15 protein-coding genes are annotated in these 16257 nt (G+C 67.1%); 7 read left to right on the plus strand and 8 right to left on the minus strand.

Features of this window, described 5'->3' with window-relative positions; genetic code table 11:
* Window positions 1-32 precede the first annotated feature (32 nt).
* Window positions 33-1358, plus strand: coding sequence for a TRAP transporter large permease (locus tag RHOSA_RS0116445; RefSeq protein ID WP_027289544.1), 1326 nt, complete (start codon window positions 33-35; stop codon window positions 1356-1358).
* A 24-nt stretch (window positions 1359-1382) separates the two neighbouring features.
* Window positions 1383-2201 carry a sulfite exporter TauE/SafE family protein gene (locus RHOSA_RS0116450; protein ID WP_027289545.1) on the plus strand — a complete coding sequence of 273 codons (819 nt, stop codon included), beginning with the start codon at window positions 1383-1385 and terminating at the stop codon, window positions 2199-2201.
* Here RHOSA_RS0116450 and RHOSA_RS0116455 read toward each other — a convergent pair.
* The 7 genes from RHOSA_RS0116455 to RHOSA_RS0116485 all read right to left on the minus strand — a co-directional run bounded on the left by RHOSA_RS0116455 (window position 2198) and on the right by RHOSA_RS0116485 (window position 9831).
* Window positions 2198-3772, minus strand: coding sequence for a gamma-glutamyltransferase family protein (locus RHOSA_RS0116455; RefSeq protein ID WP_027289546.1), 1575 nt, complete (start codon window positions 3770-3772; stop codon window positions 2198-2200). The genes RHOSA_RS0116450 and RHOSA_RS0116455 overlap by 4 nt on opposite strands.
* Before the next feature lie 154 nt (window positions 3773-3926).
* Window positions 3927-4706, minus strand: coding sequence for a carbon-nitrogen hydrolase family protein (locus RHOSA_RS0116460; protein ID WP_027289547.1), 780 nt, complete (start codon window positions 4704-4706; stop codon window positions 3927-3929).
* Window positions 4697-5887, minus strand: a complete 1191-nt coding sequence (locus tag RHOSA_RS0116465) for an aminotransferase (RefSeq protein ID WP_027289548.1) — start codon at window positions 5885-5887, stop codon at window positions 4697-4699. The genes RHOSA_RS0116460 and RHOSA_RS0116465 overlap by 10 nt, the downstream gene beginning before the upstream one ends.
* A 6-nt stretch (window positions 5888-5893) precedes the next feature.
* On the minus strand, window positions 5894-6688 hold the full coding sequence (locus RHOSA_RS0116470; RefSeq protein ID WP_027289549.1) for an ABC transporter permease: 795 nt from the start codon (window positions 6686-6688) through the stop codon (window positions 5894-5896).
* A complete protein-coding gene (locus RHOSA_RS0116475; protein WP_027289550.1) occupies window positions 6685-7545 on the minus strand; it encodes an ABC transporter permease in 861 nt (286 codons plus the stop codon). The genes RHOSA_RS0116470 and RHOSA_RS0116475 overlap by 4 nt, the downstream gene beginning before the upstream one ends.
* Window positions 7542-8621, minus strand: coding sequence for an ABC transporter ATP-binding protein (locus RHOSA_RS0116480; protein ID WP_027289551.1), 1080 nt, complete (start codon window positions 8619-8621; stop codon window positions 7542-7544). The genes RHOSA_RS0116475 and RHOSA_RS0116480 overlap by 4 nt, the downstream gene beginning before the upstream one ends.
* Before the next feature lie 118 nt (window positions 8622-8739).
* Window positions 8740-9831 (minus strand): ABC transporter substrate-binding protein, encoded by a 1092-nt coding sequence (locus RHOSA_RS0116485; RefSeq protein WP_027289552.1) that lies wholly within the window; start codon window positions 9829-9831, stop codon window positions 8740-8742.
* Window positions 9832-10102: 271 nt separating this feature from the next.
* Between RHOSA_RS0116485 and RHOSA_RS23065 the strand changes: the two genes are divergently transcribed.
* The 3 genes from RHOSA_RS23065 to RHOSA_RS0116500 all read left to right on the plus strand — a co-directional run bounded on the left by RHOSA_RS23065 (window position 10103) and on the right by RHOSA_RS0116500 (window position 13060).
* The gene (locus tag RHOSA_RS23065; protein ID WP_051432233.1) at window positions 10103-11032 is read left to right on the plus strand and encodes a LysR family transcriptional regulator; all 930 of its coding nucleotides are present in this window, start codon (window positions 10103-10105) and stop codon (window positions 11030-11032) included.
* A gap of 120 nt (window positions 11033-11152) precedes the next feature.
* Window positions 11153-12136, plus strand: a complete 984-nt coding sequence (speB, locus tag RHOSA_RS0116495) for an agmatinase (RefSeq protein WP_051432234.1) — start codon at window positions 11153-11155, stop codon at window positions 12134-12136.
* Between the two features lie 48 nt (window positions 12137-12184).
* Complete coding sequence (locus RHOSA_RS0116500) at window positions 12185-13060, plus strand: dimethylarginine dimethylaminohydrolase family protein (RefSeq protein WP_027289554.1); 876 nt, start codon at window positions 12185-12187, stop codon at window positions 13058-13060.
* A 60-nt stretch (window positions 13061-13120) separates the two neighbouring features.
* Here RHOSA_RS0116500 and RHOSA_RS0116505 read toward each other — a convergent pair whose 3' ends face one another.
* Window positions 13121-13930, minus strand: coding sequence for a helix-turn-helix domain-containing protein (locus RHOSA_RS0116505; protein ID WP_027289555.1), 810 nt, complete (start codon window positions 13928-13930; stop codon window positions 13121-13123).
* 157 nt (window positions 13931-14087) lie between these two features.
* Here RHOSA_RS0116505 and RHOSA_RS0116510 point away from each other — a divergent pair, with 157 nt between their 5' ends.
* Entirely contained in the window at window positions 14088-15155 is a 1068-nt protein-coding gene (locus tag RHOSA_RS0116510) for an ABC transporter substrate-binding protein (protein ID WP_081728784.1), read from the plus strand.
* Window positions 15152-16255, plus strand: a complete 1104-nt coding sequence (locus RHOSA_RS0116515; protein WP_027289557.1) for an ABC transporter ATP-binding protein — start codon at window positions 15152-15154, stop codon at window positions 16253-16255. Before RHOSA_RS0116510 ends, RHOSA_RS0116515 begins: the two co-directional genes overlap by 4 nt.
* Window positions 16256-16257 lie beyond the last annotated feature (2 nt).

The following is a 16257-nucleotide window of genomic DNA, read 5'->3' on the forward strand; positions in this document are numbered from 1 at the left end:
TCCTTCTCCCCGCCAACCACACGCGGACCTTCATGCTCACCGGCGAGATCCTGTCGCTCCTGATGATCGGCGGCTTTTTCGGGCTGCTGCTGCTCGGCGTGCCGGTCGGCATCGGCATCGCGGTGTCGGGCCTGGTGTTCGGCTACATCGGCTTCGGCCCGATGCTGTTCGGCCTGGTGCCCTCACGGATCTACGGCGTGGTGACCAACTACACGCTGATGGCGCTGCCGCTGTTCGTCTTCATGGGCGTGATGCTCGAGAAGTCGCGGATGGCGGAGGAACTGCTCGACGTGATTGGGCACGCCATGGGCGGCCTGCGCGGCGGCATGGGCTTGGCGATCATCGTGGTCGGGGTGCTGATGGGCGCGGCTTCCGGCATCGTCGGCGCGACCGTGGTCACCACCGGGCTGCTGGCGCTGGCCCCGCTGGTGCGCCGCGGCTACGACAAGCGGATCGCCTGCGGCACGATCTGCGCGTCCGGCACGCTGGGACAGATCATTCCGCCCAGCCTGGTGCTGATCCTGCTCGCCGACATCCTGGGCGAGAGTGTCGGTACGCTATTCGCCGCCGCGATGGTGCCGGGCCTGACGCTGGCGGTGATCTTCTGCGCCTTCCTCCTGATCATCGGGCTGCTGCGCCCGGAAAGCCTGCCGCCGATCCCCGCGGAAGAGCGCAACCAGCTCACCCGCGCGCAGCTATCGGTCAAGCTGTTCAAGGTCGTGCTGCCGCCGATGGCGCTGGTGATCGCCGTGCTCGGCTCGATCATCGCCGGCATCGCCGCGCCGACCGAAGCGGCCTCCATGGGCGCCTTCGGCAGTCTGCTGCTGGCGCTGGTGAGCGGCCGGCTGAATATGACGGTGATGCGGGAGGTCGTGCGCGCCTCGCTCACCACCTCCGCGATGGTCTATTTCATCCTGATCTGCGCCCAGCCGTTCGGCCTCGCCTTCCGGGGATTGGGCGGCGACGGCTTGGTGGAGAGCCTGTTCGCCGCCATTCCGGGCGGGGTCGAGGGGCAGCTGATCTTCATGATGCTGCTGCTGTTCGTGCTCGGCTTCTTCCTGGAGTGGATCGAGATCACCTACATCGCCCTGCCCCTGTTCCTGCCGATCTTCCAGAACGCCGGGATTGACATGGTCTGGCTCGGGGTGTTGGTGGCAATGAACCTGCAAACCTCCTTCCTGACGCCGCCCTTCGGGTGGGCGCTGTTCTTTCTGAAGGGCGTGGCACCGCCGGGCGTCACCACGGGCGACATTTACCGTGGCGTGCTGCCCTTCATCGGCCTGCAGATTCTGGGACTCGCCTGCCTGTTCTTCTTCCCCAGCCTGGCGACCTGGTTGCCCGACGCGATCGGCTGGTAACAGCTTCACAGGACCCTGAGACGCATGGAACTCGGCTACCTCGCCGCCTTCGCCGGCGGCCTGCTGGCAACCGGGGCGCTGGCCGGCATCCTTGCGGGCCTGCTGGGAGTGGGCGGCGGCATCGTGATCGTGCCCGTGCTCTACCAGGGCCTGACCTGGCTCGGCATCGACGCCGACGTGCGCATGCACCTCACCGTCGGCACCTCGCTGCTGACCATCGTGGCGACCTCGCTTGCCTCCGCCCGGGCGCACCGGCGGCGCGGCTCACTCGATACCGACCTGTTGAAGACACTGGCGGGCGGGGTACTGCTGGGCGCGCTCGTAGGCGTCGTCGTAGGTACGCGCGTCACCGGCGAAGTCCTGACGGCCGTATTCGCGGTCGTGGCGCTGCTGGTCGCGCTCAACATGGCGCTGCGCCCCGGGAACACGCAAATTGCCCAGGAACTGCCACGCGGCGCGGCGCGCTGGGCCGTGGGCGGCGTGATCGGGGCCTTCTCCGTGGTCATGGGGATCGGCGGCGGCACGCTGTCGGTACCGATCCTGAGCGCCTTCGCCGTGCCGATCCGCCGGGCGGTCGGCACCGCCTCGGCGATCGGCTTCCTGATCGCGGTGCCGGGCGCGCTGGGCTTCGCGCTCTCGGGCTGGGGCACGCCGGACCTGCCGCCGGCCAGCATTGGCTACGTCAACCTGATCGGCTTTGCCCTGATCACCCCGATGTCGGTGCTGTGCGCGCCGCTGGGCGCCAAGCTGGCGCACACGCTGCCCCCGAACGGCGTGCGCCTGGCGTTCGCCGCCTTCCTGCTGGCCACAGCCGTCCGGATGGGCTGGGGCGTGCTCGGCTAATAGGCCGCCACCCCGCCGTCGCTGCGCGGGTCGGTGGCGCCTTCCAACCGCCCGTCGGAATGGCGGACGACCGCGCCCGCGTGCCCCATCGTGCTGCTGAACGGCGCCAGCAGCTCGACCGCGTGGCCAGCCGCCCGCAGGTCAGCGACCACCTGCTCGTCGAACCGGCTTTCCAGCTTCAGCGTCGTGCTCTCCGCGCCCCAGGTCCGACCCAACAGCCAGCGCGGCGCGGTAACCGCCTGCTGCAGCCCCTGGCCGTAGCGGGCGTAGCGCGCGAACACCGCACCCATCGTCTGCGGCTGCCCCTCGCCACCCATGGTGCCGTAGACCAGCCGCCGGCCATCGTCGAACTCGGCGTAGCCTGGCACCAGCGTGTGAAACGGCTTGCGCCCCGGGGCCAGGCGGTTCTTGTTCGCGGGATCGAGCGAGAAGCTGGCCCCCCGGTTTTGCAGCAGCACGCCGGTCGACGGCGACACCACGCCGCTGCCGAACTCCCAGTAGATCGACTGGATGAAGCTGACGGCCGTGCCCTCGGCGTCGACCGCGCCCATCCAGATGGTATCGCCGACCTGCCCCGGCCGTTCCCAAGGCAACGCCCGAGCCAGATCGATCTGCGCCGCCAGCCCATCCAGACAGTCGGGAGCCAGGAAACCTTGCGCGGATTGGCGCATGATCGCTGGATCGCGCACCTCGGCGTTGCGAACCAGGAAGGCCTGCTTGGTCGCCTCCACCAGGCGATGGACGAAGGCGAAATCGTCCGCCGTCTCAGGGCGCACGCGATCGAACAGCCCCAGAATCATTAACTGCGCCAGGCCCTGGGTTGGCGGCGTCATGTTGTAGGCGGTGACCCCGTCGAGCCGGACTTGGAGCGGACTGCCCTGCTCGGCGGTGTAGCTGGCCAGGTCGTCGGCGCCGAGCGGGCTGCCCGCCATGGCCAGATCGGCCGCGAGATCGCGCGCCACCTGGCCACGGTAGAAGTCGTCCAACCCCGCAGCGGCCAGCCGCTCCAGCGTGCGCGCCAGGGCCGGCTGCCGGAACCAATCGCCAGGCGCCGGGACGTCGCCGTCCGGCAGGAACAGCTCAGCAAAGCCCGGGACGTCGCGCAGTTCGTCCAGCTTCGCCCGGCCAAATTCGGCCTGCCCCGTCGTGACCGGCACGCCGTCGCGGGCATAGCCGATCGCATCCGCCAGCAGACGCGCCAACGGCGTGCGCCCACCGGACAGGCTCAGCGCCGTCTGCCAACCGCCAACCGTGCCCGGAACGGTCAACGCTGCGCCCGGCCCGCGCGACGGGATCGCGGCCCGATCCGCGTAAGCCTCCGGCGTCGCGGCAGCCGCAGCCGGACCGCAGGCATCGATCGCCACCGGCGCCTGACCCGGACGCGAGACGATCCAGAAGCCATCGCCGCCGAGACCGTTCATGTGCGGGTAAGCCACCGCGATGGTCGCCGCCGCGGCCACCATCGCCTCGATCGCGTCGCCGCCGTCACGCAACACGGCAAGCCCGCTCTGCGCGGCCAAATGGTGCGGCGCGGTGACCATCCCGCGCGTCCCGGAAGGGGTGTTCAGCATCGCCGCGCATCTCCAATCGGTTCAAAAGGCTTTGCCGGCATTCGAGCACTTCCGCAGCGCGGAAGCGAGCATCGCGCCGCCACGCCCTGGGAAAAGCGGCCAATGCGCGGCCCCAATCCCCCAAACGCCAAGGGGCCAAACGCCGAGAGAGGGTCTAGCCGTACAGCTCGGGACGGCGATCGCGCAGGTAGGGGTTGGTCGAACGGGCCCTGTCGATCTGCGAGCGCGACAGGTCCGCGAACAGCAAGTCGGGGTCGCCGCCGGCAGCAGTCAGAACGGTCCCGTCGGGGCCGCAGATCACGCTGCCGCCGACGTACGTCAGCGTCCCTTCCTGACCGCAGCGATTCGCGTACGCGAGATAGACGCCGTTCTCACATGCGCGCACCGGCACCAGGGTGCGCGCGACGAAATCGAACGGCTGGAACAGCGCGGTCGGCACCAGCACGGCATCCGCCCCTTGGAGGGCGGCGGCGCGCACCATTTCGGGAAACTCGACATCGTAGCAGATCAGAATCGCCAGACGCAGGCCGTCCAGCATGCAATGCGCCGCGCCCGACGCGCCGGGGGCGAACTGGGCCCGCTCTGCCTCGCCGAACAGATGCGCCTTGCGGTAGCAGACGCGCGCAGCCCCATCCGGGGTGATCAGTTGCGCAGCGTTATAGATCGCGCCATCCGCCCGTTCGGGAAAGCCATAGAGGATCGCCAGATCGTGCTGGCAGGCAACCGCCGCGACCGCACGGGCGGCGTCGCCATCGGCCGGTTCCGCAAGCGCCGCCGTACGCCCGGCGATGTTGTAGCCGGTCAGCCACATCTCCGGCAGGACCAGCAGCCGTGCGCCTTGCGCGCGCGCCTGTCCGGCGATTTCCGGGAGCTGCGCCAAGGTCGCTTGCGGATCGCCCGAGACGCCAGCGGTTTGGGCGACGGCTAGGCGCATGTCCGGGCCTCCGCGCTCTCCTGCAAGCGCGCGGTCAGATCCGGGAAAGCGTCCGCCTGGAGGTTCGCGAACGCCAGACGCAGGTAGGCGCCCTGCCCGGGCCCGAACATATCCCCCGGCAGCGCCAGAACGCCGTGCCGGCGCACCAGCGTGCGCGCCACCTCGTGCGCGTCCACACCGTCGAAGGGGTGGCGCAGATAGGCGAAATAGGCACCGGCGCTGACCAGCGCGTAGCCGCATTCGGGACGCGCGGCAAACGCGGCGCGCAACGCATCGACGCGTTCTGCCATCTGCACACGCCGTCGGCGACGGTGCGCCTGCAAGTGCGACAGCGCATAGAGGCCAGCCGCCTGCGCCCCCACGGGCGGGCAAATCGCCACGCAGTCCGCCATCTTGGCCACCGCGCCCAACGTGTCGGGATGTGCCAGCATGGCGCCCAGCCGGTGCCCGGTCAGGCTGTAGGTCTTCGAAAAGCTGTACAACTGGATCAACGCCTTCGGCCAGTCGGACCGGGCCAGCAGGCCATGCGGCGCCCGGTCCGAGGGCAGGAAATCCTTGTAGGTCTCGTCGACGATCAGGGCGAGATCGTGGCGCTTGGCCAGTTCGAAGAACGCGTCGATCACCTCGGGGGGATAGACCGCGCCCGTGGGATTGTTGGGCGTAACCAGAACGATCGCGCGACTGCCCGGGCCGATCAGCGCCTCCGCCTGTGCGGGATCGGGGCACGCGCCCGCATCCATGTCGCACGGCAGGTGGACCGGCCGGATCCCCTGCATCTCCAGCCACATTTGATGGTTGAAGTAATAGGGGACGGGCAGGATCACCTCGTCGCCCGGCCCTGCAACCGCATCGACGGCGTAGCAGAAGGCCTGGTTGCAGCCGGCCGTGATGGCGACGTTTTCCGCTGCCACCTCGCCCGCGTACTGGTCCGCCATGTGGCGGGCGACCGCCGCGCGCAGATCGGCACGTCCCAGGATCGGAGTGTAGCCATGGCCGGCCGGCTCGCTCACCGTCCGCGCCAGATGTCGACGCAGCCCCTCCGGTGGCGGATCGGACGGGACCGCCTGGGCGAGGTCAAGCAGTGGACGGCCATCGTCCACCCGCTCGGCCAGCCACCCCTGCGCCTCGGCGATCGGCGGCGGCGTCACAGCATCCATGACGGGATTGAGCCGATAAGCCATGCGCCCCTACTCCCCCGACCAGCGGCCGAGCAGCCGCGGCAGGTTGCCGAACCGACCGATCACCCCGAATACCACCACCGCCGTCACCACGAACAGCACGGCCACCGCCGCCATCACCGGCGAATAGCCGTAACGCAGGGCATTGAAGATCTTGATCGGCAAGGTCTCCACCGTGAAGCCGGCGACCATATAGGCGATGATGTATTCGTTCAGCGAGAGGACGAAGGCGAACGCGTAGCCCGAGAGGATATAGGGGCGGATCAGCGGCAGCACGATCGTGAAGAAGATCGTGCGTTCGTCCGCCCCCATGGTCTCCGCCGCCTCAACCATTTCCGGGTCGATTGCGTCCAGCCCGAGCGACACGGTCAGCACCGGCAGCGTCACCAGGAAAATCCCATGCGCGATCACGACGTTCTCGAACTGACCGTAGTTCCCCACGGCCGCCCAGAACACCATGAAACCAAGCGCGGTGATCACCGGCGGCAGCATGAACGGTGCCACGCCAAGGGTATAGAGCAGCTTGGCGAGCCGGAGACGGTAACGCCACAGCACGTAAGCCAGCGGCAGCGCGACCGACACCGCCACCACGCCCGCGAGCAGCGCGATCGTCAGGCTGTTCAGGATCGGCCCGCGCCAGGCCGCCTCGGCAACCATGTCGCCGTACCACCTGAGCGAGACGCCGTCCGGCGGGAAGAACAGCCGCTTCTCCGCGTTCAGCGACACGCCCAGCACGACCACCATCGGCGCGGCCAAAAACAGCGCGATCGCGGCCAGGAACAGGCGACGGGCCAATGTCGTCATGACGTGCGCCCCACGGATTGCCGGCCACCCAAGGCAAATGTCAGCACGATCAGCGTCAGGCTGGTCAGCAGCAGGAAGACCGCCAGTGCCGCCGCGAACGGGACGTTCGATTGATAGATCGCCTGGTCGGTGATCAGCACCGACAGCGTCCAGTGCTGCGGCTGTCCCAGAATTTGCGGGATCAGGTAGATCCCCAGCGTGAAGACGAACACCAGGATCAGCGCCGCGACGATCGGTCGGCGCATCACCGGCACCAGCACATTGAAGAAGGCGCGCTGCGGGCTCGCGCCCATCGTGCGCGCGGCCTCCATCAATTCCGGGTCCAGGCGCGACATCTGCGGGTAGAGCATCAGCACCGTGTAGGGCAACGTCAGGTAGCCGTAACCGAACACCTCCGCGATGAAGCCCGGCGTGTAGGATTCCGGCTGGTCGAGCAGGCCTAGCCAGACGAACACGTTGGACACGCCGGCCGTCTTCGACAGCAGCACCGACCAGCTGAACGCGACGATCACCTCCGACAGCGACAGCACCGACAGCAGGAACACCAGCCAGAAGGTCTGCCAGCGCAGGCTGAGACGCGTCAGCAGATAGGTGAACGGGAACGCGAGCGAGACGCTGACGACCGCGACCAGCATGGACAGCGACAACGAGAACACGAGGTTGCTGAGGAACAGGTCGGAGAACAACCGGGCGTAGTTCGACAGCACGAACGCGGGCTCGTAGAACGCGTTCTCCACCCGCTGGAAGAAGCTGACGGCCAGCATGATGCCGAACGGGCCCAGGAAGAACACGCCCAGCATGGCCCCCGGATAGGCCAGCAGCAGATGGCGCGCACGCGCGGTGCCACGGGCGCTCATGGGCCAAGCACCCGGCATGCGGCCGCGGGCAACTCGACCGCGACCCGGTCACCCTGCCCGACATCGGGCTTATCGCGCGGCGGCACGTGACTGCTCAGGCGCAGATCGCCGCAATCGATGTAGAGCTCGACGCTCTGTCCAACATCGCGGATGAACGCCACCGTGCCATCCAGACACCCAGCCCCGCGATCCGGCAGGCCCCCGTCGCCCGTGGGCGCATGCACGCGCACATCTTCCGGCCGGATCGAGACGCTGGCCGCGGCGCCCGGCGCCAGTCCGTCGGGCAACTCCGCCACCGCCAGGGTATGGCCGTGCGCGCGGACGTGATGCGAGTCCACGACCTCGCAGTCGATCAGGTTGCTGGTGCCGATGAAGTCGGCGACGAACGCGTTCGCCGGACGCCGATAGATCTCCAGCGGCGTCCCCACCTGTTGCACCTCGCCGCCGTTCAGCACGACCACGCGGTCGGCCATGGTCATCGCTTCGCGCTGATCGTGGGTCACCAGGATCGTGGTAATGCCCAGGCGTTGCTGCAGCAGCTTGAACTCGACCTGCATCTCCTCGCGCAGCTTGGCGTCCAGGGCGGACAGCGGCTCGTCGAGCAGGAACAGGTCAGGCTCCAGCGCCAAGGCCCGCGCGATCGCGACGCGCTGACGCTGGCCGCCTGAAAGCTGGGAGATGTGCCGATCGGCCACATCCGGCATCTGCACGAGTTCCAGCAACTGCTGCGCCTTCTGCCGCCGCTCCGCCTTCGCGTGACCGCGCACACGTAGGGCGTAGCTGACGTTCTCCGCCACACTGAGGTGAGGAAACAGGGCCAGCGACTGAAACACCATGCCGAGCTGGCGTTTGTGCGCAGGCTGGTCGGTGATGTCCTGCCCGCTAAGGCGGATGCGGCCCGAGGTGGGCGCTTCCAGGCCGGCGATCAGGCGCAGCAGCGTGGTCTTGCCGCAGCCTGAAGGGCCGAGGAAGCAAGTCATCTCCCCGCGGGGCAGGTGCAGATCGACCGACGCCAGCGCCGTGAAGTCGCCGAAGCGCTTGGTAACCGCTTCTAGGCTGAGCGCGTCGTTCGCCAAATCGGTGCCTTCCGAATATACCTGGATCGCTGCACGCGGCCGGCCGGCGGCGGAGGCAAGCCCCGCCGCACGCGCCGCGCCCGCCCGTGCGTTTACGCCGACTAAGACGACCGCGGACTCAGCCCGTGATCATCGAAGTCCACTGGTCGGAGACCCAGTCTCCGCGATCGAGATACATTGCGTAGAAAGGCTGGATCGGCGTCCCTTCGCTCGCCACCGCGGCGAATTCCTGGTCGCTCAGATCCGTGTGCTTGCGCGGCATCGTTGGCGCGGTGCCGACCTTGCGGGCCAGCTTTGCCTGGATTTCCGGCTGGCACATGTAGTCGATGAAGACGTGCGCCTCGTCCAGCTTGTCCGACGCTTTCGAGACGCTCCAAGAGCCGGAATCCTGGACGCCGCCTTCCTTCGGGAAGGTGGAGCGCACCGGGAAGCCGTCCTGCGCGGCCAGCGTCGCGACGTCGTGGTAGTACTGGCCCATTGGGATCTCGCCACTCTGGAGCGCCTGCTGGAACTGCCCCTCGTCGCGATACCAAAGCTTCACGTTCGGCTTCACCTCGGCCAGCTTGTCCAGGACCTTCTTGATGCCCGCCTCGCTCTGCAGCGTCTTATGACCGTCGAAGAAGGTAGCCGCGGTGATCTCCAGCAGGAAGGAGTTCGATGACAGCGCCAGCAGGCCTAGGCTGTCCTCCTTCTCCGGATCCCACAAATCGGCCCAGCTGGTCGGCGCGTCCGGGTAGACGTCGGTGTTGGACACCAGTGTGATGTACCAACTGACCGCACCGATGCCGGAAATGCCGCCATCGTCGTAGGTGTGCACGAAACGGTCGAACAGGTAGTCACTGTTCTCCAGCTTGCTCTTGTCGAGCGGCGCCCACAGCCCGGCGTTCTGCCCCTTCATGCGCGGCACCTGGGCCATCATCGACACATCGGCCGCGGCCTGGCCGGCCCGGGCGGCGTTCTGAAGCTGTACCAGCCACGCTTCGCCTGTCGGCTCGGCGATCGACTGGACCTCGATCCCCGTTGCCTCTGTGAAGTCGGGGAAGATGTGCTTGTCGAAGGAATCCTTAAAGTAGCCGCCGTAAACGCCGATCTTCAGGCTACGCGCGGCGCGCGGCGCGCGCGGCAACACCGTGAAAGCGGCGCCGGCGGCTGCGGTGGCGCTGGCGCCGGCCAGAAAACGCCGGCGTGTCGTGGTGCGGAAATCGGTCATGGTCGAAGTCTCCCTGTTCGCGACTGGAACGCCCCCCGTGTTTTCGCGCGGGTGCGCCCCTTTCTTGCTTGCCGGTCCCGGCATCTCCGGCCGCGACCGCGTCTGGGGCGTCTTCCTCCAGCCATGCGCAGCGCCGTTCCCCGCAATCCCGCAAATGGGGCCCGCCGGCTGCTCTATTCTTGATTTCCGGGAAGTTTGAAAGCCGCCATGGTTTCTGTAAAGCTGGAAAAATCGAAGCCAACTTAGAAAATCATCTAACCAAAGAAATGCAATGGCGACCTCGATTGGCGATGCGGAAATCCGTCTTCTGCGGGTCTTCGCCACAGTTGCGCGATTCCAGGGCCTGGCGGCAGCGCAGCACGAACTGAATCTGAGCCTGCCGACGATTTCCGCGCACATCGCCAAACTGGAGGAGCGCGTGGGCGTGCGCCTGTGCGAGCGCGGCCGACGCGGTTTCCGGCTGACCGAGGAAGGTCGGCGCGTGGTCGAGTTGTCCCAGGGCCTGCTGGGCGCGGTGGAAGACTTCGCAAGCGAGGTCGACGCGCTGAAGGATCGCCTGACCGGCAACCTGCGCATCGCGATCATCGACAACATCGCCAACAATCCCGGATGCGCGCTGCCACAGACGCTGGCGGAACTGGAACAACGCTGCGATGCGGTCGACGTGCACGTCGAGGTGATCGCGCCCAACCAACTGGAAAGTGCGATCAGCGAGGAACGATTTCATCTCGGCATCGGACCGGCGATGAAGGAGTTGCCCAGTCTGTCCTACGCCCCGCTGTTCACCGAACAGCAGCGTTTGTACTGCGGCCCCGGCCACCCGCTGTTCGACCGACCCGACGCCGAGGTCGGCGAGGCAGACCTCGCGGCCTGTCGCTACGCCGCCCACCTTTTCCCGATCCCGCAATTCCACGCCTGCGGGCGACCGCTGCCGGAAGCGGCGAAAAGCCAGTACATGGAAAGCATCGCCATGCTGGTGCGCTCGGGCGGCTATATTGGCTTCCTGCCCGTGCACTATGCGGAGGAGTGGGTGCGCAGTGGCGGGCTGCGGGCGCTCTGCCCGGACACCTACCGCTACACCAACACCTTCTACGCCATCACACGCACCCACCGTCAAACGACCCGGCTGATGGCTTTGTTCGGGGAAATCCTACGCCGCCACCACACGGCATCCGCCGGACCGGTGACCAGGGCGCGTTAGTCAATCGGTTCGTCTGGCTTAGAACCCAAGTTCGACGCGTCGCCACTTGAAAGCCCCACCGCGAGGTCGCATCGTTCGCGGACGCCAGACACGGTGTTCGCTTTCGGGGGGAAGGGTGTGATGGATCGTAACGGTGGTGGCGGGAGCGACCCCGCAGACGTGCAAGGCCAGGCCAAGGATGCGGCGTTCCGTCCGCGCTTTATGGAGGTCCCCACGTTCCTGCGCCTGCCCTTGGCGGAGACCGCCGCCGGGCTGGACATCGCCCTATCGGGGATTCCGTTCGACCTGGGGGTCACCAACCGTCCCGGCACCCGCCACGGCCCGCGTCAGGTCCGGGACCTGTCCAGCCTGCAGCGCACGCGCCACCCCACCATGAACGTGGAGCCGGAGGCGCAGTGCCGGCTGGCCGATCTGGGCGACGTCAAGATCAACCCCTTCTCGATTGAAGACAGCGTGGCGCGCATCCAGGCGTTCTACGACGCCGTCCGTGGGCATGGCGCGCGGCCGCTAACGGTGGGCGGCGATCACCTAACCACCCTGCCTGTCCTGCGCGCGCTCAAGCCCGATGCGCCGATGGGTCTGATCCAGTTCGACGCGCACTGCGATACCGGCGGCCCCTACATGGGCCAGCCGCTGCACCATGGCGCAACCTTCAAACTGGCGGTCGAGGAAGGCCTGCTGGACCCCAAGCGCTGCGTCCAGATCGGCATACGCGGCTCGTTGAGCGAGGCCGGCCAGTGGCGTTTTTCCTACGACAGCGGCATGACCGTCGTGCCGATCGAGGCCTACTTCGACCGTGGCTGGCGTGATGTCATCCAGGAGGCGCGTGCGGTTGTCGGCGACGGGCCGGTCTACGTCAGCTTCGACGTCGACGGGCTCGACCCGATCTACACCCCCGGCACCGGAACCCCGGAGCCGGGCGGTCTGCCCATGCACGAAGCCCAGCGCATGATCCGCGCACTGCAAGGCCTGGATGTCGTGGGCGCCGATGTGGTCGAGGTATCCCCGCCGTTCGATCCGACCGGCAACACCGCGATGGTGGCCGGCACGATCCTGTTCGAGTTGCTATGCATCATGGCGGATCGCCTGAACCCTGCCCCCTGATGCCACCCGGCGCATCGCTTCCACGCAACCGAAACGAGACTCAATCCCGTGACGCCCTGGCGTATCGATAGCGAAACCGCACCGCTCACCGACGTCCTGGTTTGCCCGCCCGAGCACTACGCCTGGCAGGCCGTGAACAGCGTCGCCCAGCGTACGTTGAGCGCGGGCACCCGCCAGCCGGAAACCGCTGACTTCATGGCGCAGTACGGCGCGCTGACCCAGGCGCTTTCAGACAACGGCGTGCGCGTCCATGAACTGCCCGGACGGGAGCCGCACCTGCCCTACCAGACCTATACCCGCGATAGTTCGCAGGTGACCCCGTGGGGACCGGTGATCACGCAGTGTTACCGCCGGCAGCGCCGGGGCGAGTACGCGGCCGTGATCGAGTTCTATCGAGACACGGGCGGCGGGCTTTGGCGGTATTCGACCGCAGGGACGCTGGAAGGCGGCGACATCCACATCATCCGCCCCGGCCTGCTGCTGCTGGGCTATTCCGGGGAACGCACCGACGAAGCGGGCGCGCGCCAGTTCGCAGGCTGGTTCGAGGACGCCGGCTGGGAGGTGCGTCTGCAGCCTTTTCCCAACCACTTCCTGCACCTGGACGTGCTGTTCTGCATGGTTGCCGACGGCTTGGCCGTGGGCTGCGTCGATGTGCTCGACGACGACCTGCTGGAATGGCTCGATGCCCGCGGCATCCGGCTGATCCCGGTGACCTACAAGGAGGTGATGCAGCTCTGCTGCAACGCCCTGGCACTTGGCAACGAGCGTGTCATCTCCGCCGCGCACGCCCAACGGGTCAACGCCGCACTGCGCGCTGAAGGGCTGCAGGTCCACGAGGTGCCGCTCGATCTGTTCACCGCGGGCGGCGGCGGCGTACACTGCATGACGATGCCGCTGGCCCGCGAGCTAAGCGGGCGCGCTTAATCGACCCAGCTGGAGTCCTCGCCACACGCGTCGGCGGCTGTGCCCGAAGCCTTGCGCGCGCTATATCCGCATCGCGAAGGCAGCCTCTTCCGGGCGCATTTCATTGGGGATGCGGCTGCGGATCGTCGGATCGATCCGCTCGTCGTCCACGTCGTAAAGGCCGCACTGGCCGAGGGCCCAGCGCAGATCAACCTCGCGGCCGAGCCGGTGCAGGATCACCCGGTAACAGGCGATGTCGCGCGCGGAACTGTTGGTGACCCCGACCGTCAGACCCGGCAGCAGCGAGGGCTGGTCGCGGTCGTAGGGGTAGAGCACGGTGAGCCAAAGCATCTTGCCGACCGTCGCCTCGCGTTCGAACATCACCACCCGCTCGCCGGAATGCATGAACAGGCCATTATATTTGCGGGTGCTGCGGTAGGGGTCGTGCGGATAGCGTTCGATGTTGCGGCTGAACACCATGCCGCCGTCCTCGAACACCTGCACCAGGCCGCGTAGGATCTTGCCGGGAAATTCCGCCGGGCAGAAGTAGTTGTGATAATAGCCCGTGTGCGTATGTAGCTGCTCGACGCTCTGCGGCGTCAGCAGCAGAATTTCCCGCGCACGGTCCGAGAGGTGCGTCAGCTGTTCGGTCAGCGGCCGCTTGATCGCGATGATCCGGCGAAACGAGGCATGGTCGAACAGCAGTTCGGACTCATCCAGGCCGAAATGGTCGGCAATCCGTCGCAGATTCTGTAACGACGGCTCCGAGCGCCCGGCCAGGTATTTGTTGAATTGCTGGCGGTTGATGCCGATGCGCCGGCAGACGTCGGATACCGATCGACTGTAGCTACACAGCAGCCTGAGGTTGTCGGAAAGATCCTGTATCGCCATGTACGCGCACTCCTGAAGCGAATTGAAGCGCACTGTCGCTCAACTCGCTTCAGGAACCAACCGTTCGGGTGCCTGACGCGACCTGCATCGCCTCGCTACGCTTAGGCTCAACGAAGCGCACCAGATGCGCAGAACCGCTCAGCAGGGAGGCACTGACATGAGCACACCCCGGACCCCCGGGCGGTTGACCCGCCTGTCCGCTATCGCATGCGTCGCGGCCATCACATCGGTCGGCTGCTCGACGTCCCTGGCGGCTAAGGAACTCCGCATCCTGACCTGGGAAGGCCTGGCCGACGACGCCTGGGTCGAGCCTTTCGAACAGGCTCACGACGTTGAGGTGAAGCGGACCTACGTCGGTTCCAACGACGAGTACATGGCCGCGCTCGCCGCCGGCGACACGCAGTACGACACCGTGGTGATCGTCAGCTCGCTGGCGCAGGCGGCAATCAAGTCGGGCTTCGTCGAACCGGTCGACCTCGATCGCTTGCCCAATTTCGCGAAGATCTATCCCGAGTTCCGCGACAGGGACTTTCTCCAAGCCGACGGCGAGCAATACGGCGTGCCGACCTTCTGGGACATCCAGCCGGTCACGATCAACGCCGACGAGGTCTCGGACTGCAGCTTCGACGTGCTGTTCGACCCGCAGTACAAGGGCCGGATCGCCATGTGGGACGACGTTTCCACGATCGGCGACGTCGCCAGCTACATGGGCTTCGACAACATCTGGACGCTAAGCGACGCGCAGCTTGAGCAGGTGAAGCAGAAGATGATCGAGCAGAAGCCGCTGGTGCGCCGCTACTGGTCCACCGGGGGCGAGGTCATCGAACTGTTCGTCAGCGGCGAGGTGGTTGCCACCAACTCGTGGAGCTACGTCACCGAGGCGCTGCGCGACGAGGGAATGAACGCCACCCAGTGCGCACCCGAGCGCCCGACGGCCTGGCTCGATTCCCACTTCATCGTCGAAGGCACCGAGCACCGGGAACTGGCGCACCAGTTCATCAACTACATGCTGAGCGCGGACGTGCTGGCCCAGATCTACGAGGGCAGCGGCTTCGGCGTCACCAACGCCGAGGTGACCGACACGCGGCCGGCGGAGGCCTTCGAAGGGTCGGTGATGGCCGAGGATGCGGATTTCCGCGAGAGCATCCGCTTCTGGCAGGAAATCCCGCGCCGGGGCAAGTACCTCGAGGTCTGGAACGAAGTCAAAGCGGCCTCCGCAGAATGACGAACGATGCCGTCGTCCGCCTGACGGGCGTCCACAAACGCTTTGGGGATTTCGTCGCGCTGGAGAAGCTGGATCTGGAGATCCAGCGCGGCGAATTCCTGACGCTGCTCGGCGAGAGCGGGTGCGGCAAGACCACCACCTTGCGGATCGTCAGTGGCTTCGAGGAGCCGACGGAGGGGGCGGTCTATCTGAACGGCGAGCTCGCGAACGGCGTCCCGCCGCATCGGCGCCGGGTGAACACCGTGTTCCAGAACTACGCGCTGTTCCCGCACATGAGCGTGGGCGACAACGTCGGTTACGGCCTGCGGTTCGACGGGGTCGGACGTCGCGAACGCCGGCGGCGTGCGGCGGAGATGCTGGCGCGCGTTGGGCTGGAGGACAAGATCGACAACGCGCCCGACGCCCTCTCCGGCGGCCAGATGCAGCGCGCCGCGCTGGCCCGGGCGTTGATCAAGGAGCCGGAGGTGCTGCTGCTCGACGAGCCGCTGTCGGCGCTCGACGCGAAGCTGCGCAAGGAACTGCAGCTGGAGCTCAAGCGGGTGCAGCGGCAGACCGGAATCACCTTCATCTACGTCACGCATGACCAGGAAGAGGCGCTGGTCATGAGCGACCGGATCGCGGTCATGGAGAGCGGCAAGATCCGTCAGCTCGGCAGTCCGGATGACATCTTCGAACGCCCGCACTCACGCTTCGTCGCCGAGTTCGTCGGTGCCTCCAACAAGCTGGACGGCGTCGTCCGGGAAACCGCCGGAAACACTGTCCAGGTGGCCCTGCCGAGCGGCGAGCGGCTGTCCGCCATGGCGCCACCGACCGGCACCCTCGACGTCGGAACCGCCGTGCGGCTGGTCATCCGCACCCAACAGCTGCGGATCGAGGACGACGCGGTTGCGCCGGCCGAGAACCTGCTGAACGCCACGCTGGCCGACGTCATCTACCTGGGGGTCGACCGCAAGCTGGAACTGCATCTCGCGGATGGCCAGCGTATCGAGCTGGAGGAGCGCGGCGACCGGCTGCCGGCCGATCTGTCGGAACGCATCGGCCGCTCGATCCGGCTGCAGGTGCCGCAAGACGCCGTGCACGCCTTCCCGAGCGGGGCCTAGCG

This window comes from Rhodovibrio salinarum DSM 9154, from assembly GCF_000515255.1.
GTDB lineage: Bacteria > Pseudomonadota > Alphaproteobacteria > Kiloniellales > Rhodovibrionaceae > Rhodovibrio > Rhodovibrio salinarum.